Annotated in this window: 17 protein-coding genes; 13 read left to right on the plus strand and 4 right to left on the minus strand. The window is 73.0% G+C overall.

Annotated elements, in window-relative coordinates; translation table 11 throughout:
• Window positions 1–48 precede the first annotated feature (48 nt).
• From UQW22_RS11545 to UQW22_RS11555, 3 genes are read left to right on the plus strand one after another with little or no spacing between them, the layout of a single operon-like run.
• Window positions 49–1,296 (plus strand): cysteine desulfurase family protein, encoded by a 1,248-nt coding sequence (locus UQW22_RS11545; protein WP_407317121.1) that lies wholly within the window; start codon window positions 49–51, stop codon window positions 1,294–1,296.
• A gap of 46 nt (window positions 1,297–1,342) precedes the next feature.
• Window positions 1,343–2,464, plus strand: coding sequence for a tRNA 2-thiouridine(34) synthase MnmA (gene mnmA / locus UQW22_RS11550; RefSeq protein WP_407317122.1), 1,122 nt, complete (start codon window positions 1,343–1,345; stop codon window positions 2,462–2,464).
• A complete protein-coding gene (locus tag UQW22_RS11555; protein WP_407317123.1) occupies window positions 2,461–3,498 on the plus strand; it encodes a hypothetical protein in 1,038 nt (345 codons plus the stop codon). Before mnmA ends, UQW22_RS11555 begins: the two co-directional genes overlap by 4 nt.
• A gap of 21 nt (window positions 3,499–3,519) precedes the next feature.
• Here the strand turns inward: UQW22_RS11555 and UQW22_RS11560 are convergent, their stop codons facing one another.
• Entirely contained in the window at window positions 3,520–5,724 is a 2,205-nt protein-coding gene (locus UQW22_RS11560; RefSeq protein ID WP_407317124.1) for a prolyl oligopeptidase family serine peptidase, read from the minus strand.
• 210 nt (window positions 5,725–5,934) lie between these two features.
• Between UQW22_RS11560 and UQW22_RS11565 the strand changes: the two genes are divergently transcribed.
• Genes UQW22_RS11565 through UQW22_RS11585 form a run of 5 tightly spaced genes read left to right on the plus strand, consistent with a single transcriptional unit; the run spans window position 5,935 to window position 9,940 of the window.
• Complete coding sequence (locus UQW22_RS11565) at window positions 5,935–7,350, plus strand: ATP-binding protein (protein WP_407317125.1); 1,416 nt, start codon at window positions 5,935–5,937, stop codon at window positions 7,348–7,350.
• A 5-nt stretch (window positions 7,351–7,355) separates the two neighbouring features.
• Window positions 7,356–7,760, plus strand: coding sequence for a roadblock/LC7 domain-containing protein (locus tag UQW22_RS11570; RefSeq protein ID WP_407317126.1), 405 nt, complete (start codon window positions 7,356–7,358; stop codon window positions 7,758–7,760).
• Between the two features lie 11 nt (window positions 7,761–7,771).
• Window positions 7,772–8,125, plus strand: a complete 354-nt coding sequence (locus UQW22_RS11575) for a DUF742 domain-containing protein (protein WP_407317127.1) — start codon at window positions 7,772–7,774, stop codon at window positions 8,123–8,125.
• 52 nt (window positions 8,126–8,177) lie between these two features.
• Entirely contained in the window at window positions 8,178–8,714 is a 537-nt protein-coding gene (locus UQW22_RS11580; protein ID WP_407320802.1) for a GTP-binding protein, read from the plus strand.
• On the plus strand, window positions 8,711–9,940 hold the full coding sequence (locus tag UQW22_RS11585; protein WP_407317128.1) for a cytochrome P450: 1,230 nt from the start codon (window positions 8,711–8,713) through the stop codon (window positions 9,938–9,940). Before UQW22_RS11580 ends, UQW22_RS11585 begins: the two co-directional genes overlap by 4 nt.
• Before the next feature lie 65 nt (window positions 9,941–10,005).
• On the opposite strand, the gene UQW22_RS11590 is transcribed toward UQW22_RS11585, so the two are convergent.
• Window positions 10,006–11,496: a flavin-containing monooxygenase gene (locus UQW22_RS11590; RefSeq protein WP_407317129.1), complete on the minus strand. Its 1,491-nt coding sequence runs from the start codon at window positions 11,494–11,496 to the stop codon at window positions 10,006–10,008.
• A 165-nt stretch (window positions 11,497–11,661) separates the two neighbouring features.
• Here UQW22_RS11590 and ligA point away from each other — a divergent pair, with 165 nt between their 5' ends.
• Window positions 11,662–14,112: an NAD-dependent DNA ligase LigA gene (gene ligA, locus UQW22_RS11595; protein ID WP_407317130.1), complete on the plus strand. Its 2,451-nt coding sequence runs from the start codon at window positions 11,662–11,664 to the stop codon at window positions 14,110–14,112.
• A gap of 24 nt (window positions 14,113–14,136) precedes the next feature.
• Here ligA and UQW22_RS11600 read toward each other — a convergent pair whose 3' ends face one another.
• A complete protein-coding gene (locus UQW22_RS11600) occupies window positions 14,137–14,814 on the minus strand; it encodes a ThuA domain-containing protein (protein ID WP_407317131.1) in 678 nt (225 codons plus the stop codon).
• Window positions 14,811–16,007 (minus strand): ROK family protein, encoded by a 1,197-nt coding sequence (locus UQW22_RS11605; RefSeq protein ID WP_407317132.1) that lies wholly within the window; start codon window positions 16,005–16,007, stop codon window positions 14,811–14,813. Before UQW22_RS11605 ends, UQW22_RS11600 begins: the two co-directional genes overlap by 4 nt.
• Before the next feature lie 128 nt (window positions 16,008–16,135).
• On the opposite strand from UQW22_RS11605, the gene UQW22_RS11610 reads away from it, so the two are divergent.
• The 4 genes from UQW22_RS11610 (at window position 16,136) to UQW22_RS11625 (ending at window position 21,091) form a co-directional block, all read left to right on the plus strand.
• Window positions 16,136–17,656 (plus strand): sugar ABC transporter ATP-binding protein, encoded by a 1,521-nt coding sequence (locus UQW22_RS11610; protein ID WP_407317133.1) that lies wholly within the window; start codon window positions 16,136–16,138, stop codon window positions 17,654–17,656.
• A complete protein-coding gene (locus UQW22_RS11615; RefSeq protein WP_407317134.1) occupies window positions 17,653–18,681 on the plus strand; it encodes an ABC transporter permease in 1,029 nt (342 codons plus the stop codon). Before UQW22_RS11610 ends, UQW22_RS11615 begins: the two co-directional genes overlap by 4 nt.
• Before the next feature lie 61 nt (window positions 18,682–18,742).
• The gene (locus UQW22_RS11620; RefSeq protein ID WP_407317135.1) at window positions 18,743–19,807 is read left to right on the plus strand and encodes a substrate-binding domain-containing protein; all 1,065 of its coding nucleotides are present in this window, start codon (window positions 18,743–18,745) and stop codon (window positions 19,805–19,807) included.
• Between the two features lie 108 nt (window positions 19,808–19,915).
• Window positions 19,916–21,091 carry a Gfo/Idh/MocA family protein gene (locus UQW22_RS11625; protein ID WP_407317136.1) on the plus strand — a complete coding sequence of 392 codons (1,176 nt, stop codon included), beginning with the start codon at window positions 19,916–19,918 and terminating at the stop codon, window positions 21,089–21,091.
• Window positions 21,092–21,093: the final 2 nt, after the last annotated feature.

A 21,093-nucleotide genomic window follows, 5' to 3' on the forward strand; every position in this document is an offset into this window, starting at 1 on the left:
GTTGGCGCGACGGGATGACACGGGCGCCTGGCGTGGTTCGTAGACTTGATGACTGTGACAACCACCCAGGCGCCCGGCGCCTACCTCGATCATGCCGCCACGACGCCCATGTCGTCGGCGGCCCTCGAGGCGTTCGTCGCCGAGGCGGGTCGCACCGGCAACGCGTCGTCGCTGCACTCCGCCGGACGGGCCGCCCGGCGCGCGGTGGAGGAGTCGAGGGAGACCGTCGCGGACGCGCTCGGTGCCCGGCCCAGCGAGGTGATCTTCACCGGTGGCGGCACCGAGTCGGACAACCTCGCCATCAAGGGCATGTTCTGGGGACGGCGCTCCCAGGACGCGCGGCGACGGCGTGTGCTGGTCTCCGCCGTCGAGCACCACGCCGTGCTGGACCCCGCGTTCTGGCTGGCGGGGCACGCCGGAGCGGACATCACGCTGCTCCCGGTCGACGGCGAGGGGCGCCTCGACCTCGACGCGTTGCGCGCCGAGCTCGCCGCCCACGGCGACGAGATCGCGCTGGTCTCCGTGATGTGGGCGAACAACGAGGTGGGCACGGTCCAGCCGGTGCGTGAGGTGGCCCGGATCGCTCACCGACATGGCGTCCCCGTGCACACGGACGCGGTCCAGGCCGTGGGCCAGGTCGAGGTCGACTTCGCCGCCTCGGGCGTCGACGCCCTGACGGTGACGGGCCACAAGCTGGGCGGTCCGGTCGGGGTGGGCGCGCTGCTCGCCCGGCGTGACCTTCCCCTGGAGGCGGTCTCCCACGGCGGCGGGCAGGAGCGCGGCGTGCGCTCCGGGACGCTCGACGTCGCCGCCATCCGCGCCTTCGCCGTCGCGCTCGGGGAGGCGGTCGGCGCGCGGGAGGAGCGGGCCGGCGCCCTCGCGGCGCTGCGCGACGACCTCGTCGCCGGGGTGCTCCGTGCCGTCCCCGACGCCGTGCTGCGCGGGCCCGACCCCGGGTCCACCACCCCCGAGGGCCTGCCCGCCCGGCTCCCGGCCAACGCGCACTTCACGTTCCCCGGCGCCGAGGGCGACTCCCTGCTGTACCTGCTCGACTCGGCCGGGGTGCAAGCCTCCACCGGGTCGGCCTGTCAGGCCGGGGTGCCGCAGCCCAGTCACGTGCTCCTGGCGATGGGCATCAGCGAGACGGACGCCCGTGGCGCGCTGCGCTTCTCGCTCGGCGCCACGTCCGTGAGCGACGACGTCGAACGGCTCCTGACGGCGCTGCCCCAGGTGGCCGAACGGGCACGGGCCGCCGGTCTCGTCGCCGCCCGTCCGTCGATGGGCGGTGCCGCGTGAACGCCCGGAGCGAGGTACCGCAGCCATCCTGCAGGAGGGACGTCCCATGAGGATTCTCGCCGCCATGTCCGGCGGGGTCGACTCGGCCGTCGCGGCCGCGCTCGCCGTCGAGGCGGGCCACGACGTCGTCGGTGTCCACATGGCCCTGAGCCGCAACCGCGACCAGTTCCGCACGGGGTCGCGCGGGTGCTGCTCGATCGAGGACGCCGGGGACGCGCGGCGTGCCGCGGACGTGCTCGGTATCCCGTACTACGTGTGGGACCTGTCGAAGACGTTCGAGGAGACGGTGGTCGCGGACTTCCTCTCCGAGTACTCGGCGGGGCGCACACCGAACCCGTGCGTGCGCTGCAACGAGCACATCAAGTTCGAGGCCCTGCTGGACAAGGCGACGGCGCTCGGCTTCGACGCCGTCGCCACCGGCCACTACGCGCGGATCGAGACCGGTCCGGACGGTGTGCGCGAGCTGCACCGCTCCCCGAACGATGCCAAGGACCAGTCGTACGTGCTGGCGGTGATGGGGCGCGAACGGCTCGACCGGTCCCTCTTCCCGCTCGGCGGGTTCGCCAGCAAGGAGGAGGTGCGCGCCGAGGCCGCGCGCCGGGGTCTGTCCGTCAGCGCGAAGCCGGACTCCTACGACATCTGCTTCGTCGCCGACGGCGACACCCGCGGGTTCCTGCGCGACCGGCTCGGTGAACGGCCCGGCGAGGTGCGCGACACCGACGGCAACGTCGTCGGGGAGCACCAGGGCGCGTACGCGTACACGGTCGGGCAGCGCAAGGGCCTCGGCCTCGGCCGACCTGCGCCGGACGGGCAGGCGCGCTACGTCGTGGACGTCGACACCGGGTCGAACACCGTGGTGGTCGGCCCGGCCGAGCTGCTGAGCGTCGACCGGATCTCCGGGGGCGAGGCCGTCTGGCTCGTCGACCCGCCTGCCACGTGGACGGCGTGCAGCGTCCAGGTGCGAGCCCACGGGCGCGCGGTACCCGCCGAGGTGCGAGCCGACGCCGGCGCGGCCGGTCTGGAGATCCGGCTCGGCGAGCACCTGCGAGGCGTGGCCGCGGGACAGTCGGTCGTGGCCTACCGGGGCACGAGGGTCCTGGGGCAGGCGACGGTGGCGCGCGCCTGGCGCGACGCTCCCGTCGCGGCGAGCACGGGGGCCCGGGCATGACGGCGGTGAGCGGCCACGGTCCGTGGCCCGGCGGCGAGCGCGACGTGCAGGAGGCGCAGCTCCAGGTGATCGGGGACCTGGCCGAGCTGCCCACCGGCGTCGACGCCGTCCCGTTCCTCGCCCAGCTGACCGGCCGCGGTCTGGGTGCCGTGTCGACCGGCCGCAGCGCGGCCCTGCTGGCCGGGACGTCGATCGAGCTGGGTCCGCACGGCTGGAAGCTCGCGGACCGGCCGGGCGGGGACGAGCGCCGTGCCCGGGCACTGCTGCGGGAGGACCTCACGGCGCTCGCGGTCGCGGCCCACGGGTACGTCGGGCGGCTGACGGTGGAGGTCACGGGCCCGTGGACGCTCGCCGCCGAGCTGTGGTCGGCGCGGGGCGACCGGGTCCTGGCGGACCAGGGAGCGCGTGCCGACCTGGCGGTGGCGCTGGCGACAGGCCTGGCGGAGCACGTCGCCGAGGTGCGCGGCCAGGTCCCCGGCGCCGAGGTCGTCGTGCAGCTCGCCGAGCCGCTGCTGGGCCAGGTGCACGCGGGCGTGCTGCCGACGTTCTCGGGCTACTCGCGGATCCGAGGTGTGGACGGACCCACGGTCGTGGAGGGGCTGCGGCCCGTGGTCGACGCCGTGCACGACGCCGGGGCGTCGGTCGTGGTCCACCTCGGTGGCACCTGGGTGGGCATCCCTCCTGCCGTGCTGGCGGGCGCCGACGCCATCGGCCTGGAGCTGTCGGCGGTCGGTCCCGACGGGTGGAACGAGCGGGCGTGGGAGCTGGTCGCGCGGGCGACCGAGCGCGAGGTCGGCCTCTGGGCGGGGTTGCCGCCCGCCACCGTCTCGCAGTGCTCGGGCCCGCAGCTCGGCGAGCTCGTGGCGCTCGTCGCCGGACCGTGGCGCCGTGTCGGGCTGCCCGCCGCCGGGTTGGCCTCGCTCACGCTGCTCGCCGCACCGCGCACCGCGCCGGCGAGCGTCGACGACCACCGTGCCGGGCTCGCCAACCTCGGCCGGGTCGCGGAGTCGCTCGCGGAGCGTGCCCTCGCCTGAACCGGCCGCCGGGAGGGGTCGTCAGGCGAGCCGGTCGTGCAGGAACGTCCACGCCAGCGCCGACATGTGGGCGGCCTGCGCGTTGTTGGCCGCCCCGCCGTGGCCGCCCTCGATGTTCTCGTAGTAGGTGACGTCCTGGCCGGCGGCGAGCATCTTCGCCGCCATCTTGCGGGCGTGGCCGGGGTGGACGCGGTCGTCCTTCGTGGAGGTCGTGAACAGCACCGGCGGGTGCTCGCGGTCCGCGTCGAACTGGTGGTAGGGCGAGAAGGTCCGCAGGAACTCCCAGTCCTCGGGGTCGTCCGGGTCGCCGTACTCCGCGACCCACGACGCCCCGGCGAGCAGGTGCGCGTACCGCTGCATGTCGAGCAGCGGCACCTGGACCACGACGGCGCCGAAGAGTTCCGGGTACCGGGTGAGCATGTTGCCCGCCAGCAGGCCGCCGTTGGAGCCGCCCTGGGCGCCGAGGTGCTCCGGGGTCGTGATGCCGCGGCCGACGAGGTCGCGGGCGACCGCGGCGAAGTCCTCGTAGGCGCGGTGCCGGTTCTCCCGCAGGGCCGCCTGGTGCCACCGGGGTCCGTACTCGCCGCCGCCGCGGATGTTGGCCACGACGTACACCCCGCCACGGGCCAGCCAGGCCCGTCCGGCGCCGCCCGAGTACCCGGGCAGCAGCGGGATCTCGAACCCGCCGTACCCGTACAGGAGCGTGGGGGTGGTGGCCGGTGCCGTCGGGTCCGCGGGACGCACGAGGTCCGCGCGGCCGACGACGAAGTACGGCACCCGCGTCCCGTCGTCGGAGGTCGCGAAGTGCTGCTCGGCGACCATGCCGGCCGCGTCGAAGAAGGACGGCGCGGACTTCAACGGCTCGGGGGCGCGCGGCTCGTCGTCCGGCCCGACGACGGTGGCGATCGCCAGGGTCGACGGGCTGAGGTAGCCGCTGCTGGTCACCCACACGTCGTCGCTGTCCACGGCCGAGACGGCACGGACACCGACGGTGAGGAGCTCGCCGCCGACGGGCAGGTCGGAGCGGCTCCAGGCCGCGCCGCCGTCCTCGGCGGGGTCCGGGGGCGTGAGCACGTGCACCGAGCTCTTCACGTCGTCGAGCACGTTGACCACCAGGTGGTGGCGGGTCCAGGCCGCCCCGGCGAGCGAGGTCGACGGCGTCGGGGTGAACACCGCGGTCAGGTCGCGGGACCCGGCGAGGAACGCGGCCACGGGCGCCGCGAGCAGGGAGCCGCCGGGGTAGGTGCGGGGACCGGACGAGGTCCGGACCTCCCAGTCCTCGCGCAGCTCGACGAGCAACCACTCGCGGTGGAACCCCACCTCCGCGGAGTCCGGGACGTCGATCCGGGTCAGCGCCTGGCGGTTCGTGCCGACGTCGCTGACGAGGTAGGTCTCGGAGCGGTAGAAGGCGATCGACCGCTGCACGACGTCGCGCTCGAACCCTGGTGTACGCGACCGGTGTCCCCTGATGTACATGTCGTCGTCGGTGCCCTCGTAGACCACCACCGCGTCGTCGACCGGGGTCCCGCGCCGCCAGAGCTTGACGATGCGGGGATAGCCCGACGGGGTCGTCGTGCCGGGACCGAAGTCGGTGAAGACGTAGACGCCGTCCTCGTCCGCCCACGAGAGGCCGCCCTTGGCCAGCGGCCGGCTGAAGCCGCCCTCCTCGACCGGCACGAAGCGCTTGTCGACGAGGTCGAACTCCCGGGTCACGTCCGCGTCCGACCCGCCGGGGGAGAGGTCGACCAGGGCGCGCCGCCAGGGCTCGCCGGCGGCGAGCCGCTCCGGGGTCGGCCGCAGCACCGACGCGCCGTGCCAGACCCACGACTCGCCCTCGGCGGCCGCGAGCTCGTCCAGGTCGAGGACGGTCTCCCAGCGGGGCTCGTCGGTGCGGTACTCCTCGAGGGTGGTGCGCCGCCAGAGGCCCCGCTCGTGGCCGGCGTCGCGCCAGAAATTGTACAGGTGGTCGCCGATGCGCGAGACGGCCGGGATGCGGTCGTCGGAGTCGAGGACCTCGCGCAGCGCGTCCCGGGTCTCCTCGAACAGGGGGCCGGCCGTGGCGGCGTGGGCGTGCTCGTTGCGAGCACGCACCCAGTCGAGCGCGTCGTCGTCGGACACCTGCTCGAGCCAGCGGTACGGGTCCTCCGAGGACCCCGGCGCGGAACCGGGCCCGGGGACGGTGTCGGACGGCGTCGTGTCGGTCCGGGACGGGGCGTCGGCACTCATGGACGGACCCTAACCCGCCGGGGTGACACGGCTTCGGGGAGGGCGCGCCGGGAGGCGTTCCTCTTTCACCCGGTTGCCCGCTGTGGTAGAAACTCCTGGTCAGGGCTTCGCTGCCCGCTTCAGACCTTCCACCGGGTTCGCGGAGAAGATCACCTCTGGGCGATCTGTGCACGACGCCGTGGGACCCGGCCTCACACCGACGGAGGTGCGGTGAGCACGACGAGACCCCGACGAGCGCCGGCGGCCGGACGCGTGCTGCCGTGGCTGTGTGTCGCGGGCATGGTCCTGTGCGTGGCGGCCCTGCCCCTCGTGGACGTGTCGGCCCGCGCCTGGGCCGGCTGGCTCCTCGGCGGAGCGGCCGTGGTGCTTCCGGTCCTGGCCGCCGTCCTGCTGGCCCGCACGTCCCGTCGCGACGACGAGGCGTTCCGGACGGTGCTCGCCGAGCGCGACCAGCTCGCGGCCGGCCTCCACGAGACCAGCCGGACTCTCCAGGAGACGACGGCGGCCCTCACGACCGAGCAGGAGGCGCGCGTCGATCAGCGCACGGCCGTCGAGACGGCGGTCGTCGCCCTGAGTCGCAAGGTGCAGTCCTCGGCGCACCGCATCCAGGAGGAGGCGGCCCGCATGGTCCAGCGGCACGCGGCGGACCCGGACGTGCTGCAGACGTCGATGCGCATCGACCACGCCGCGGCGCAGCACGCCCGCCAGGCGCAGAACCTGGTCGCCCTGTGCGGTCGGCGCCCGGGGCAGACGTGGGAGGACCCGCTGCCGCTGCCGGACGTCGTGAAGGCCGCCGCCGGCCGCATCACCGCCTTCCACCGGGTGGAGGTCTCGGGGGACCCGGGTCTCGCGATCGCCGGGCGCGCGGTGGAGCCCCTGGTGCACGTCGTGGCGGAGCTCCTCGCCAACGCCACCCAGTGCTCGCCCCCGAACACCCAGGTGCTGGTGATGATCCGCCAGGTGCAGCGCGGCGCGGTCATCGAGATCGACGACTGCGGGGTCGGGATGGACCCGCGCGAGCTCTCCCGCGTCCGGGCGATCGCCGCCGGGGAGCGGGCGGTGGGGATCGCCGACCTGGGCGAGGTGCCGCAGACGGGGCTCGCGGTGGTCGGGACGTACGCCCGGTTCCTCGACCTGCGCGTGGAGCTCACCGAGTCCGTGTACGGCGGGCTGCGCGCCGTCGTCATGGTGCCCGGCACGCTGACGGAGGTCGCCGCGACCGCCCCCGACGTCCTGGCGCCCAGCGTCGACGACGCCTGGGACGGCCCTGGTGCGGGCGATCCGGGCACGACCGCACCCGACATCCCGCCGCCGGCCCCGACCGGTGGCGCGCGGGACGCCGGCCCGGAGGACACCGCGGTGCCGAGCGGCCCACCGGCGTTGCCGCAGCGGCGGTCGCGCCGGGCGGAGCTGGACCGGCCGTCGACGTCCGGGACCGGTCTGCCCCGGGTCGCCGCCGCCTCCAGCCCCGTGGGCGCCACGCCCGACCCGACGCCCGACCAGACCGCGGAGGAGGCGGGAGCCTGGATCGGCGCGTTCTTCGCCGCGACGGCGGACGCCCCGCAGGACGACCCTGACACCCATGAGCCGTCCGTCGCGACGGACGGGACCTCGGAGGACAGATGACGACCATGACCTCGACCTCACCCGGGGCCGACGACCCCGACAGCTGGATGCTCGACCTCGTCGCCGAGGTGCGAGGCGTGCAGCACGCCGTCGTGCTCAGCTCGGACGGGCTGGTGAAGGTGCGCACCGACGACACGGACCCGGACACGGCCGACAAGGTCGCCGCGGCGTGCGCCGGGCTCGTCGCCCTCGGGATGAGCATGGGCCGCGAGTTCGGGGCCGGCGACCGGCTGCGGCAGGTCGTCGTGGAGTTCGACGGCGGCTTCCTCTTCGTCCGGGGAGCCGGCGACGGTTCTCGGCTGGCCGTCGTCACCGACGCGAGCGTCGACCCGGGCCTCGTCGCCCAGCAGATGCAGGCACAGGTCCTGATGATCGGTGAGCACGCGCTCCGCACGGACACGGTCAGCTGAGGGATGGTGCCATGCACTCGGACGGATACCGCGACCACCCGGTACGTTCCTACGTCCTGACCGGGGGGCGGGCGCACCCCACGCGCAACACGCTGCGGCCCGAGACGCTGCTGCGCGCCGTCGACGACGGGCGTGAGCTGCCGGGCAGCGCGGGCCGTCACGAGCGGACCCTGCTGCGGACCTGTCGCGGCACCCTGGCCCTCGCCGAGCTCGCCGCGCACGTGCGCCTGCCCGTGAGCCTCGTCGCCGTGCTGGTCTCCGACCTGGTCGACGGCGGCTACCTGGCGGTGCTGTCCACCCCCGTCCACGACCTGCCCGCGACAGATCTGCTCGAGGAGGTGCTCGATGGGCTCCGTCGTCTCTGAGCCCCGCGCCGCACGACACCTGGCCCCCACGGTCGACCGGTCGGTCAAGGTGCTGGTGGTCGGCGCGTTCGGCGTCGGCAAGACGACGCTCATCCGTACGGTCAGCGAGATCCCGGTGCTCAGCACCGAGGAGTCGATCACCACCGCGAGCGTGGGCGTGGACCCACGGCGCGACGAGAAGCGGACGACGACCGTCGCGATGGACTTCGGGCGGGTCACCGTCGGGTCGAGCACGGCGCTCTACCTGTTCGGCACGCCCGGTCAGCGCCGCTTCTGGGACCTGTGGTCGGGCCTGGCCGACGGCGCCGTCGGCGTCCTGGTGATCGTCGACACACGCGACCTGGCGCAGAGCTTCGAGGTGCTCGACCAGCTCGAGGAGCACACCCGTCTCCCGGTCGCCGTGGTGGTCAACGAGTTCCCGGACTCGCCGCGGCACGGCGTCGACGAGGTGCGCTCCGCCCTCGACCTGCCCCCGGACACCCCCGTGGTCGCCGGCGACGTCCGGGGCCGCGCGCAGGCGGTCGAGGCGCTGACGACCCTCGTCGCGCACGCCCTGCGCCGTCAGCGTGCCGGGGGCGTCGCCGCATGAGCGTCACGGCGGCGGGCCGCGTCGTGCGGCTGGAGGAGGTGACCGACCGCCCTCTGCTCGCGGACCTCGCGGGGGCCCGTCACCCCGCTGAGCGGTATGCCGACCTGCGTTCGCGCTGGGGGGCCGTGGCCCCGGTGGACCTGGAGCCCGGGGTCCCGGCCTGGCTCGCCCTCGGCTACGACGAGGTCGGCACGGTGCTGCGCAACGAGGTGCTCTTCTCCCGCGACTCGCGGGACTGGCGGTACGAGTCCGAGCGGCTCGTGGCGTGGCGGTCGCCGGTGCGGGCGGTGCTCGCCCAGACCGACAGCGCTCACGACCGGGACGGGGCGGAGCACCGGCGCCTGCGCGCCCCCCTGGCCGACGCCCTGGCCGCCGTCGACGACAAGCGGCTCACCCGCACGGTCACGGTGGCCTGCACGTCCACGCTGGACCGGCTCGCCGCCCGGGGCGGTGCCGACCTCGTGGCGGACTACGCGGTGGACGTCCCCGTGCGCGTCGTCGCCGACCTGCTCGGCATGACGCTCGCGGACGCCCGCCGGCTGCACGAGCTCACGGTCCTGCGGCGGTCCGGGACCGAGGACGCCTACGCGGCGGTCGCCGAGACGGAGAACCTCCTCGCGACGTTCGTCGCGGGGCGCCGCGCGGAACCGGGCGACGACCTGACGTCGTGGCTGCTGTCCCACCCGCAGCACCGGCACGACCTGGAGGTGATGGGCGCCGTCGGGCTGCTCTTCCGGACGGCGCACGACGCGGAGATCGCCTGGATCGCGACGGCGTTGCACCGCCTGCTGGCCGACCCCGGCTTCGCGACGACGGTGCACGGCGGCCGGCTGTCCATCGACGACGCCCTCGACGAGATCGCCCGTGAGTCCCCGCCCATGCCGCACCTGCTGCCGCGGTACGCGCTCGAGAACTGCGAGCTCGGAGGGCAGCCGATCGCCGCGGGCGACGCTGTCGTGCCCGCGGTCGCGGCAGCGAACGCCGACGGGGCGGTGCAGGCGTCCGACCCCTGGGAGCAGGTCGACTCGCGGTTCCACCTGACGTGGGGCGTCGGGGCGCACGCCTGCCCGGCGCACCGGGCGGCCCCGTTGCTCACGCGGCTCGTCGTGGGCCACTTCGTCGGGAGGGTGGCCGAGATCGAGCTCGCGGTCGCACCCGAGGAGATCGTGCCCGTGCGCTCGGCGTGGTCGCGCTACCCGCGCGAGCTCCCGGTCCGGTTCCGCTGAGGGAACGGGGCCGGGAACCCGCGCTACCAGGCCCGGGCGGTCCTGCCGGACCGAGCCGTCCGCCGTCAGGCGCCGACCCGGGCGCGCAACCGGTCGGTCACGCCGCGGTAGGCCTTCGGGTCGACGGGCAGCAGCCACTGCTTCGCTCGTGCCGGACCCGAGAGGTTGAGGTCGAGGTCCCCGAGCAGCTCGTCCACCTGGTGCATCGAGAACGGGATGACGTTCGTGCCCCGCGCGTGCTTGCCCTCCGTGCGCTTCTCCATCCAGTCCACCCGGTCGGCCACGTGCTCGCGCCGCACCTCGAGGGGCGGCAGCTCCAGCACGCCGGCCAGGTAGCCCGCCGTCCACACCGCACCGATCTCCGCCGAGAGCGGGCTGAACAGGGAGGAGTTGTACCCGGCGAACGTCAGGTGCGGCACGTCGTGCGGGAGGATCTGACGGTAGAGGTGGAAGTTGCCGCGGTCGTCGAGCAGCCGCCCGGTGACCTCCTGGTCCAGGAACGGCACGCGCTGGTGGAAGCCGGTCCCGCACACCACCAGATCGGCCCGGACGGTGCTGCCGTCGCTGAGCACCGCGACCGGAGCGCCGCCGTCGTCGGTCGTGAACCGCTTGATCTCGGTGTCGCGGTGCACACTGATCGCCCCGTCGGAGACCTGCTCGTAGAACCCGTCGGTGGCGAGCGACACCGTCGAGCGGGCGATGTCCGAGAACTCGCCGCGCGGGACCAGGCCGAGGTCCTCGAGGCGGAGCTGCTTCTTCGAGACGGCTCCGACGCTGGAGACCATCGAGCCGCGGACGGCGTCGCCCGGGCCGTGCAGGAACTTCTCCATGCCGCTGTCCAGCGTCTGGTAGCGGAACAGCGCCTCGCCCAGGCGGGTGAGGAGCAGGTACTTGTAGTTCAGGGCCTTGCCGAGCTTCTTGGGAAGCTTCCACAGCAGCTGGCGTGCTACGACGGTGGTGGTCGCGGCGACGGGGCCGATCTCCGCGGCGACGTCGCACGCGGACTTGCCGTAGCCGACGACGACGACGTTCTTGTCGCGCGCCTCCTCCAAGGACGAGAGCTGGCTCGCGGCCACGACCTTCCCCCCGGCACGCAGGAGCTCGGCGAGCCCGTCGAACGCCGGGATCACCGGGTCGGAGAAGATGCCGTTGGCGACGATCAGGTGGTCGAACCGCTCGGGGTCGCCGACGGCCTCGCCGGCGTGGCGGGAGGTGACGAGCCAGCCGTCCTCGGTGTCGGTGAGCTCGGCCCGGACCACCTCGGTCGACAGGCGCAGGGCCTCGGACAGCCCGTGAGTCTCGACGTACTGCTCCAGGTAGGCCTGGACCTGCTCCCCGCTCGGCCACTCGGGATAGTGCTTCGGCATCGGCAGGTCCGAGAACGAGTACGAGCCCTTGTTGTTCTGGGTGTAGAGGCCGGTGTAGCGGCGGGTCGCGCTCCACACCCCTCCGACGTCGGGGGTCTTGTCGAACACGACGACCTGGTGGCCGAACTCGGTCAGGACCTTGGCGCTGGCCAGACCGGCGAATCCGGCGCCGACGACGGCGATCTTCATGAGGGCGTCCTTGCTTTCGGTCGGTGCGGGCGATCGCAAGGATCGTAGCGGTCGGGACACACCGGGCGATAGGCCCCGTGGAGGGACCAATCGGTCAGGTGGGTACGGAAGCCCGAGGTGCGGGCCGGTCCTGCTGCTGTCGGTAGGACGCGGCAAGATGGGGTCGTGACCGACACGACCGATGCCGCCGCCGACCCGACCTCGCTCGACGAGCCCGCCGCCCAGCGTCGGTGGGCCGAGCTGGCCGCTCTCGTCGAGGAGGACCAGCGGGCCTACTACCAGCAGGACGCGCCCAAGGTGTCCGACGCCGAGTACGACGCACGCCTGCGGGAGCTGGAGGCGATCGAGGCCGCACACCCGGCCCTGCGCAAGCCGGGGTCGCCGACGCAGCGGGTCGGCGGGCAGGCCGCCGTCGGGTTCGCCACCGTCGAGCACGTCGAGCGCATGCTGTCCCTGGACAACGTGTTCAGCACCGACGAGCTGCGTGCCTGGGACGCGAGGGTCGCCCGTGACCTCGGGGTCGAGGGCGGCGACGTCGGCTACCTGTCCGAGGTCAAGATCGACGGGCTCGCGATCGCGCTGCTGTACGAGCGCGGCCACCTGGTGCGCGCGGCGACGCGCGGCGACGGCCAGACGGGCGAGGACATCACGGCCAACGCCCTGCGGATCGCCGAGATCCCGCAGCACCTCGCCGGCGACGACCACCCCGAGGTCGTCGAGGTGCGCGGCGAGGTCTTCATCCCCGTCTCCGCCTTCGAGCGGCTCAACGAGCTGCAGGAGCAGCTGCGGGAGCGCGCGGTGGCCGAGGCGCGCGACCGGTCGGACAGCCGGGCCGTGGCCTCGCGTGCGTTCGACGAGGAGCGTGCCCGGGTCGCCGCGCTGCGCCGCTTCCCGCAGTTCGCGAACCCGCGCAACGCGGCCGCCGGCGGGCTGCGCCAGCTCCTCGACAAGAAGAGCGGCCTCGAGCGGGAGGCCGGCCTCGCCCGGGTGCAGGCGCTGCGGATCTACGCGCACGGCGTCGGCGCCCTGCAGTGGACCGAGGGCGAGCACGCGGAGCTCGCGAACCAGTCCGACGCCTACACGCTCTTCGAGCAGTGGGGGATCCCGGTCTCCCCGCACAACCGGGTCGTGCAGGGGATCGACGGCGTGGTCGACATGATCGCCTACTTCGCGGATCACCGGCACGATATCGAGCACCAGCTCGACGGCATCGTGGTCAAGGTCGACGCCCGGGCCGACCAGCGTCGGCTCGGGACCACGAGCCGCGCGCCGCGGTGGGCCACGGCGTACAAGTACCCGCCCGAGGAGGTCAACACCCGTCTCCTCGCGATCCAGGTGGGCGTCGGACGGACCGGCCGCGCCACCCCGTACGCCGTCATGGAACCGGTCACGGTGGCCGGCTCCACGGTCCGGCAGGCCACCCTGCACAACCAGGACGTCGTCAAGGCGAAGGGGGTGCGCATCGGCGACGTGGTGGTGCTGCGCAAGGCCGGCGACGTCATCCCGGAGATCCTGGGCCCGGTCACCGCCCTCGCCGACGACGGCCATCCCCGTGAGGACTTCGTCATGCCGGCCGAGTGCCCCGAGTGCGGCACCCCGTTGCGTCCGATGAAGGAGGGGGACGTCGACCTGCGCTGCCCCAACGCCGAGTCCTGCCCGGCTCAGGTGCGCGGCCGGGTGGAGCACATCGGGTCGCGGGGCGGGCTCGACGTCGAGGCGCTCGGTGAGGTGACGGCGGCCGCGCTCACGCAGCCGCTGGAGCCGAAGGAGCCGCCGTTGCGCACGGAGAAGGACCTGTTCGACCTCACCGTCGAGCAGCTCGAGCCGATCCGCGTCGTCGTGCGGGACAGCGAGACAGGGCTGCCGCGAGAGGGGGACGGGCGCGGCGAGTCGACGGAGCTGACCATGCCCGACGGGTCGACGGCGGTGGTCAAGGTCGTCCGCCCGTTCCAGAAGAAGCGCAAGCTGTCCAAGGCCGCCGAACGCGCGGCGGTCGAGGCGGGAGAGTCCCTCTACGAGCCCTCGACGCAGGCGACCAAGCTCCTCGAGGAGCTTGAGCGCGCGAAGACCAAGGACCTGTGGCGCCTCCTGGTCTCCCTCAACATCCGGCACGTCGGTCCGGTGGCGGCGCGAGCGCTCGCGGAGTGGTTCGGCTCGGTCGCGGCGATCCGGCGCGCGTCGCGCGAGGAGCTCGCGGCCGTCGAGGGGGTCGGCCCGGTCATCGCCGACGAGGTGCTCGCCTGGTTCGACGTCGGCTGGCACCAGGAGATCGTGGACGCCTGGCAGCGGGCAGGTGTGCGGCTCGAGATCCCCGGGCACCCCGGTCCCGCCGTCATGGCAGAGAAGGTCGCCGAGGGGCCCACCGGTCCGCTCGCCGGGCTGACCGTCGTCGTCACCGGATCGCTCGAGGGCTACAGCCGGGACGGCGCCAAGGAGGCCGTCCTCGCGGCGGGCGGCAAGGCGTCGGGCTCGGTCTCGAAGAAGACCGACTACGTCGTCGCCGGGGCGAACGCCGGGTCCAAGGAGACCAAGGCGCGCGACCTCGGGCTGCCGATCCTCGACGAGGACCAGTTCACGCGGCTGCTGGAGGGCGGCCCGGAGGCGCTCACGGACTGACCGCCGGGCCGCGGCTGCCGGTCGTCAGACCGTGTCGGGCTCCCGTGCCGCCCAGACGAGCCCCCGACTGACGATCGTGTGGATCTCGGGGACCTGGAGGTCCTCGACGCTGTGGCCGACCGTGCAGGCGAAGACCTTGCCGCGGCCCCAGCGACGGGTCCACGCCACCGGCACGGTCGTGGGCTCGCGCCACGGGCTGTCCGGGCCGACGTCGTGGGTGGTCGTGGCGAGCACGTCGCACAGCGGGTCGGTGTGGAGCCAGTACTGCTCGGTGGTCATCCGGATGCGGGGGCCGATCCCCTCGACGATCGGGTGATCGGTTCGTTCGGGTCGGACGTGGATCTCGTGGTCGACGAGGTCGCCCGGGTGCGCGACGAACTGCCCACCCACGATGTGCTGGTAGTCCGTGGCGTTGCGGAACGCGTCGAGCAGACCGCCGTGCCAGCCGGCCAGGCCCGTGCCGTTCTCGACGGCCACGCGCAGCCCGTGCATCTCGTCGGCGAGGATGTCGCCCATGGTCCAGCTCTGCACGATGAGGTCCGTGCCGGCCATGACGGCCTCGTCGGCATAGACCTCGAGGGAGTCCTCGACGGTGACGTCGAACCCGGCGTCGGCCAGCACGGGGAGGAAGAGGTCGGTGGAGCCGACGGGGTCGTGCCCCGGCCAGCCTCCCCGGACCACGAGGGCCCTGCGGTTGCTCACGTGTCCTCCTTGACGGTGATGAGTGCGTCGATCGAGTGTGGGGCGAGGAACCGGTCGGTCACCAGGGTGGCGGCACCCACGACCCCCGCCTGGGCGCCCGCCTGCGAGGTGGCGATCCGCAGGTGCTGGGTGGCCAGCGGCAGTGACCGCTGGTAGACGACCTCCCGGATCCCGGCGACGAGGTGCTCGCCGGCGCCGGCGAGCACGCCGCCGATGATGATCCGCGAGGGGTTGAGCAGGCTGACGGAGGCCGCCAGCACCGTGCCGATGTCACGGCCTGCCTGACGGACGGCCTGACCGGCCGCGACATCGCCCGTGCGGACGAGGTCGACGATGTCCTGGGTGGTCGTGATCCGTGCTCCACCCTCCCGCAGCGAGGCGGCGATGGCCATCCCTCCGGCCACCGCCTCGAGGCATCCGGTGTTGCCGCAGCGGCAGGGGATCTCGGCGGCGCCGGACACCGCGACGTGCCCCATGTCGCCGGCGGCGCCCTGCGCGCCGCGGCGCAGCTCGCCGTCCATGACGACACCGGCGCCGATCCCGGTCGCGACCTTGACGAACAGCAGGTTCTGCTCGTCGGGGCACACTGTCCGGTGCTCGCCGAGAGCCATCACGTTGACGTCGTTGTCGACGACGACGGGCGCGCCGAGGAGCCGGTGCAGGATGCCGGGGACGTCCGTGCCGTCCCACCCGGGCATGATCGGCGGGTTCACGGGGCGGCCGTCGGCGTGGTCGACGGGGCCGGGCAGCCCGATGCCGATGCCGGCGAGCTCCTCGGCCCGCCGGCCCGCCTCGGTGATCAGCTTCGCCCCGGTGTCCGCGACCCACGAGAGCACGTGCTCGGGACCGTCCGCGATGGCGAGCGGTTCCTGGGCGGACGCGATCGGGTTGGCGGCGAGATCCGTGATGGCCAGGCGCGCGTGCGTGGCGCCGAGGTCCACCCCGAGCACGATCCGGTTCGACGGGTCGAAGGCGAACGTGGACGGCGGGCGTCCGCCGGTGCTCGTGGCCTCACCGGCCGGGGTCAGGAGCCCGATCGCGGTCAGGGCGTCGATGCGTGCCGCGACGGTGGAGCGGGACTGGCCCGTCTCGGAGACGAGCGACGCCCGGGTGTGCGGAGTGCCGTCCCGGAACAGCTGGAACATCTCGCCGGCCCCTGTGGGACGTGGCGGGAACTTCTGCAGCCCTTCCATGAGCACAGTGAACCACGCCCCTCCGGCATCCGTGTTTTGTTGCTCGGTGTCTATCACGAGCGGGTAACGATCACAAAGTACCCGCACTTTTGCTTGACGGGCAACATAAGTCCGTCTACGTTCGTCACATGGTCACAGAAGACCCCCCAGCATTGCTGCTGCAGATGCAAGGCATCGTGAAGACGTTCCCGGGAGCCCGCGCGCTCGACGGGGTGGACCTCGACGTCCGGCCCGGAGAGGTGCACTGCCTCCTCGGTCAGAACGGCGCCGGCAAGTCCACCCTCATCAAGGTGCTCGCCGGGGCCCACCAGCCGACCGAGGGCACCATCCTCATGGACGGCGAGCCGATCCAGATCCCGCACCCGGTGGCCGCGCTCGAGCACGGCGTCGCCACGATGTACCAGGAGCTGGACGTCGTCGACGGGCTCACCGTGGCCGAGAACATCTACCTCGGCCACGAGCTGGCGTCCGCAGGCTTCACCCAGCGGCGCGAGGTCGCGAGCCGCACCCGCCAGCTCATGGAACGGCTCGGGCACCCGGAGATCTCGCCGCACCGCGAGGTCGGCTCGCTCTCGGCGGCCGGCAAGCAGGTCGTGTCGATGGCCCGGGCGCTCTCGCGCGACGCCCGCGTGATCGTCATGGACGAGCCGTCGGCCGTCCTCGACTCCGGCGAGGTCGACAACCTCTTCCGGGTGGTCGAGGAGCTGGTCGAGCAGGGCATCGCGATCATCTACATCTCACACCGGCTGGAGGAGATCCGCCGGATCGGTGACCGCATCACGGTCATCAAGGACGGCCGCACCGTCGGGCGCAACCTGGACGTGGCCACGACCTCGACGGACGAGCTCATCAAGCTGATGACCGGCAAGGACGTCGAGTACGCGTTCCCCGCGCGTCCCGGGGTCCCCGACGACGCCCCCGTGCGGCTCGAGGTCGAGGACCTGTCGCTGGCCGGCGTGTTCTCGGACGTGTCGCTGACCGTCCGCGCCGGTGAGATCGTCGGGCTCGCGGGGCTGGTCGGCTCGGGACGCTCCGAGATCCTCGAGACGATCTACGGAGCACGGCGAGCCACCGGCGGATCGGTCCGCCTCGACGGCCGGCGGCTGCGCGGCGGTTCCGTGACCGCGGCCGTCGGCGCGGGCATCGGCCTGGCTCCCGAGGAGCGCAAGAGCCAGGGACTCGTGCTCGACGAGCCCGTCTACCGCAACATCACGCTGTCGACGTTCGCGCGGACGGCGCGGGCCGGCTGGCTCGACGAGCGCGCCGAGAAGAAGGCCGCGCAGGACCAGGCGACCGCCCTCGACCTGCGACCACCGGACGTCGAGCGTGCCATCCGCACCCTCTCGGGCGGCAACCAGCAGAAGGCGATGCTCGCCCGCTGGCTGGTCCACGGCTGCGAGGTGCTCCTGCTCGACGAGCCCACCCGCGGCGTCGACGTCGGGGCGCGGTCGGAGATCTACGCGCTCGTGCGCCGCCTCGCCGACGCCGGCACCGCCGTCCTCGTCGTCTCCAGCGAGATCCCCGAAGTCCTGGGCCTGGCCGACCGTGTCCTCGTCGTCTCCGACGGACAGGTCGTGCACACCGGGCACGCCGAGTCGATCGACGAGCACCAGGTGCTCGACATGGTCATGGAAGGAAGTGTCGCGTGAGCGAGCAGCAGACGTCGTCGAACCCGGCGGCGGACACCCCAGGAGCCTCAGCGGGGCGCCGCCGTCGCAGTGGCATGGCCGGGAGCACCGTCCGCAACCTCGGGCTGGTCGCCGCCCTCGTCCTCCTGTGCCTGGTCGGCTTCCTCACGGGCGGCGAGCGGTTCGCGAGCCTGTCCAACCTGATGATCATCCTGAGCCTCGCCTCGGTGACCGGGGTCATCGCCATCGGCATGACGTTCGTCATCACGACAGGCGGCATCGACCTGTCGGTCGGCTCCGTGCTCGGGTTGACGACCGTGTGGGCCTCGACGCTGTCCACGCAGAACCTGGCCGACCAGTACGGCTGGATCGTCATGGTGGCGTGCTCGCTGCTCGTCGGGCTCGCCGCCGGACTCGTCAACGGCGTGGTCATCGCCTATGGCAGGGTCGTCGCGTTCATCGCGACCCTGGCGATGCTCGTCGCGGCCCGCGGCCTCGCCGAGCTCATCGCGAACCGCCGTACGCAGATCGTCGACCAGCCGTCCTTCGAGGACACGTTCCAGGGCGACCTGCTCGGCGTGCCGAAGATCGTGTGGATCTTCGCCCTCGTCGTCGTCGCCGGTTGGTTCCTGCTCAACCGCACCACGTTCGGTCGCCGCACGGTCGCCGTCGGCGGCAACCCGGAGGCGGCGCGCCTGGCCGGCATCAAGGTCAAGCGGCACCTGATGTACGTCTACGGGCTCTCCGGTCTCACGGTCGGCATCGCCGGCGTCATGATGCTCGCCCGCACCGGCGCCGGCTCGTCGACCAACGGCCTGCTCCTTGAGCTCGACGTGATCGCCGCGGTCGTCGTCGGCGGCACCCTCCTCGCCGGCGGGCGCGGCACCATCATCGGCACCGTCATCGGCGTCCTCATCTTCGCGACGCTCACCAACGTGTTCATCATCAACAACCTCGACAGCTCGGTGCAGCAGATCGCCAAGGGCGCGATCATCGTCGGCGCCGTGCTGCTCCAGCAGCGGATCTCGGCACCGAGATCCACCTGACACCCCAGACGTCCCACCAGATCCAGACCCTGCACGACCGGACCGAATCGAGGAAGATCCCATGTCCGCACGTACGAACCGCCGGCACCGCCTGCTCACCGTCCCTGCCGCTCTCGCCGCCTCGGCGCTCCTGCTGACCGCCTGCGTCAGCAACGAGCCGGCCGAGGAGGAGACCGAGGGCGACTCCATGAGCGAGGAGGCGGGCGCCGTCTCCGACAACGACGCACCGGGCGAGGAGGTCGTCATCGGCTTCTCCGCCCCCGCGGCCGACCACGGCTGGATGGGTGCGATCACCTCGGCCGCCGAGGCCGAGGCCGAGAACTACGAGGACGTCGAGCTCCGGGTCGCCGAGGGCACCAACGACGTCAACGTGCAGATCAGCCAGATCGAGGGGTTCATCGCCGACGGCGTGGACGCCATCGTGCTGTTGCCGTTCGACGGCGCGGCTCTCACGGACGTCGCCATGGAGGCCATGGAGGCCGGCATCCCGGTCATCAACGTCGACCGCGAGTTCTCCGACCCGTTCGCCGCCCGCTCGACGGTGCTCGGTGACAACTACGGCATGGGCGTCTCGGCCGGCCAGTACATCTGCGAGCAGCTCGGTGACCAGCCGGACGCCGTCGTCGCCGAGATCCAGGGCATCGCCTCGCTGCCGCTGACCCAGGACCGCAGCCAGGGCTTCGAGGACGCGCTGAGCGAGTGCGGCCTGGACGTCGACAACCAGGTCTCGGCCGACTTCACCGTGCAGAGCGGTGAGTCCGTGACGGCGAACCTGCTGCAGGCCGCCCCGGAGATCGACGCCATCTGGAACCACGACGACGACCAGGGTGTCGGCGTCCTCCAGGCGATCGAGAACGCCGGCCGCGACGAGTTCTTCCTCGTCGGTGGCGCGGGTTCCGCCAACATGATGCGCGAGATCGAGAGCGGCGACTCGGTCGTCCAGGCGACCGTCATCTACCCGTCGACGCAGGCCGCGGACGGCATCAAGCTCGCCCGGCTGGTCGCTCACGAGGGAAGCATGAGCGACCTGGCCTCGTCGAACGTCCCGCGGACCGTCCAGCTCTACGCGCCCGTCGTGACGGCGGACAACGTCGAGCAGTACATGTCCAGCGCGTTCGAGTCCTGACCGGACCACGCACCCACGACCCGGCGGCGGGGCCCTGTCCCCGCCGCCGCGGCCCTGGTCGCCCGCGCGCGGGTCCGGGCCGTGCCCCACGAAGGAAGGACCACTCACATGGGTGATGCAGCAGGTGCCCGTCTCGGCGTCGGGATGGTCGGCTACTCGTTCATGGGCGCCGCGCACTCCCAGGCGTGGCGTACCGCCCCCCGCTTCTTCGACCTGCCGCTGCGCACGGAGATGACCGCCGTCGTCGGCCGTGACCGGACACGGGTCACCGAGGCCGCTGCCAAGCTCGGCTGGGAGTCCGCGGAGACCGACTGGCGCCGGCTGCTGGAGCGGGACGACATCGACCTGGTCGACATCTGCACGCCGGGGAACACACACGCCGAGATCGCGATCGCCGCCCTGGACGCCGGCAAGCACGTGCTCTGCGAGAAGCCGCTGGCCAACACCGTCGGCGAGGCCGAGGAGATGGTGGCCGCGGCCGACCGCGCCGCGGCGCGCGGCGTGCGGGCGATGGTCGGGTTCACCTACCGGCGCGTCCCGGCGATCCAGCTCGCCCGGCAGCTCGTCGCAGACGGCCGCATCGGGCAGGTGCGCCATGTGCGCGCGCAGTACCTGCAGGACTGGCTCTCCGACCCCGCGGCTCCGCTGTCCTGGCGGATGGACAAGGAGAAGGCCGGGTCCGGTGCCCTCGGTGACATCGGCGCCCACATCGTCGACCTGACGCAGTTCATCACGGGCGAGCGGGTCGCCGGCGTGACCGGCATGCTCGAGACGTTCGTGACCGAGCGACCCGTCGCCACGGAGTTTGCCGGCCTGTCCGGCACGGGCGGCGACGAGACCGGTCCGGTGACCGTCGACGACGCCGCGTGCTTCCTGGCGCGGATGTCCGGCGGCGGGGTCGGGGTCTTCGAGGCCACGCGCTACGCCCAGGGCCGCAAGAACGCCATCCGGATCGAGATCAACGGGTCGCGAGGCTCCCTGGCGTTCGACTTCGAGGACATGAACGTCCTGCACTTCTACGACGCCGAGGAGTCGGGCGCGACGGCCGGGTTCCGCCGGATCGTCGTCACGGAGGCCGACCACCACGCCTACGTCGCCGCCTGGTGGCCGCCCGGCCACGGGCTCGGCTACGAGCACGCGTTCACCCACCAGGTCGTCGACCTGGTCGGGGCGATCGCTGCGGGCGACGACCCCGCGCCGTCGTTCGCCGACGGGCTCGCCGTCCAGCGTGTCCTGGACGCCGTGGAGCGCAGTGCCGAGAAGGGCACCTGGCTCGACGTGTGAAC

It is taken from the genome of Isoptericola halotolerans, assembly GCF_045689585.1.
Lineage (GTDB): Bacteria > Actinomycetota > Actinomycetes > Actinomycetales > Cellulomonadaceae > Isoptericola > Isoptericola halotolerans_B.

What these genes read in the sequence shown, in the direction of transcription:
- UQW22_RS11545 (WP_407317121.1), top strand. Translation starts at nt 49, where the DNA reads ATGACTGTGACAACCACCCAGGCGCCCGGCGCCTACCTCGATCATGCC.
- mnmA (WP_407317122.1), top strand. Translation starts at nt 1,343, where the DNA reads ATGAGGATTCTCGCCGCCATGTCCGGCGGGGTCGACTCGGCCGTCGCG.
- UQW22_RS11555 (WP_407317123.1), top strand. Translation starts at nt 2,461, where the DNA reads ATGACGGCGGTGAGCGGCCACGGTCCGTGGCCCGGCGGCGAGCGCGAC.
- UQW22_RS11560 (WP_407317124.1), bottom strand. Translation starts at nt 5,724, where the DNA reads ATGAGTGCCGACGCCCCGTCCCGGACCGACACGACGCCGTCCGACACC.
- UQW22_RS11570 (WP_407317126.1), top strand. Translation starts at nt 7,356, where the DNA reads ATGACCTCGACCTCACCCGGGGCCGACGACCCCGACAGCTGGATGCTC.
- UQW22_RS11575 (WP_407317127.1), top strand. Translation starts at nt 7,772, where the DNA reads ATGCACTCGGACGGATACCGCGACCACCCGGTACGTTCCTACGTCCTG.
- UQW22_RS11585 (WP_407317128.1), top strand. Translation starts at nt 8,711, where the DNA reads ATGAGCGTCACGGCGGCGGGCCGCGTCGTGCGGCTGGAGGAGGTGACC.
- UQW22_RS11590 (WP_407317129.1), bottom strand. Translation starts at nt 11,496, where the DNA reads ATGAAGATCGCCGTCGTCGGCGCCGGATTCGCCGGTCTGGCCAGCGCC.
- UQW22_RS11605 (WP_407317132.1), bottom strand. Translation starts at nt 16,007, where the DNA reads ATGGAAGGGCTGCAGAAGTTCCCGCCACGTCCCACAGGGGCCGGCGAG.
- UQW22_RS11610 (WP_407317133.1), top strand. Translation starts at nt 16,136, where the DNA reads ATGGTCACAGAAGACCCCCCAGCATTGCTGCTGCAGATGCAAGGCATC.
- UQW22_RS11620 (WP_407317135.1), top strand. Translation starts at nt 18,743, where the DNA reads ATGTCCGCACGTACGAACCGCCGGCACCGCCTGCTCACCGTCCCTGCC.
- UQW22_RS11625 (WP_407317136.1), top strand. Translation starts at nt 19,916, where the DNA reads ATGGGTGATGCAGCAGGTGCCCGTCTCGGCGTCGGGATGGTCGGCTAC.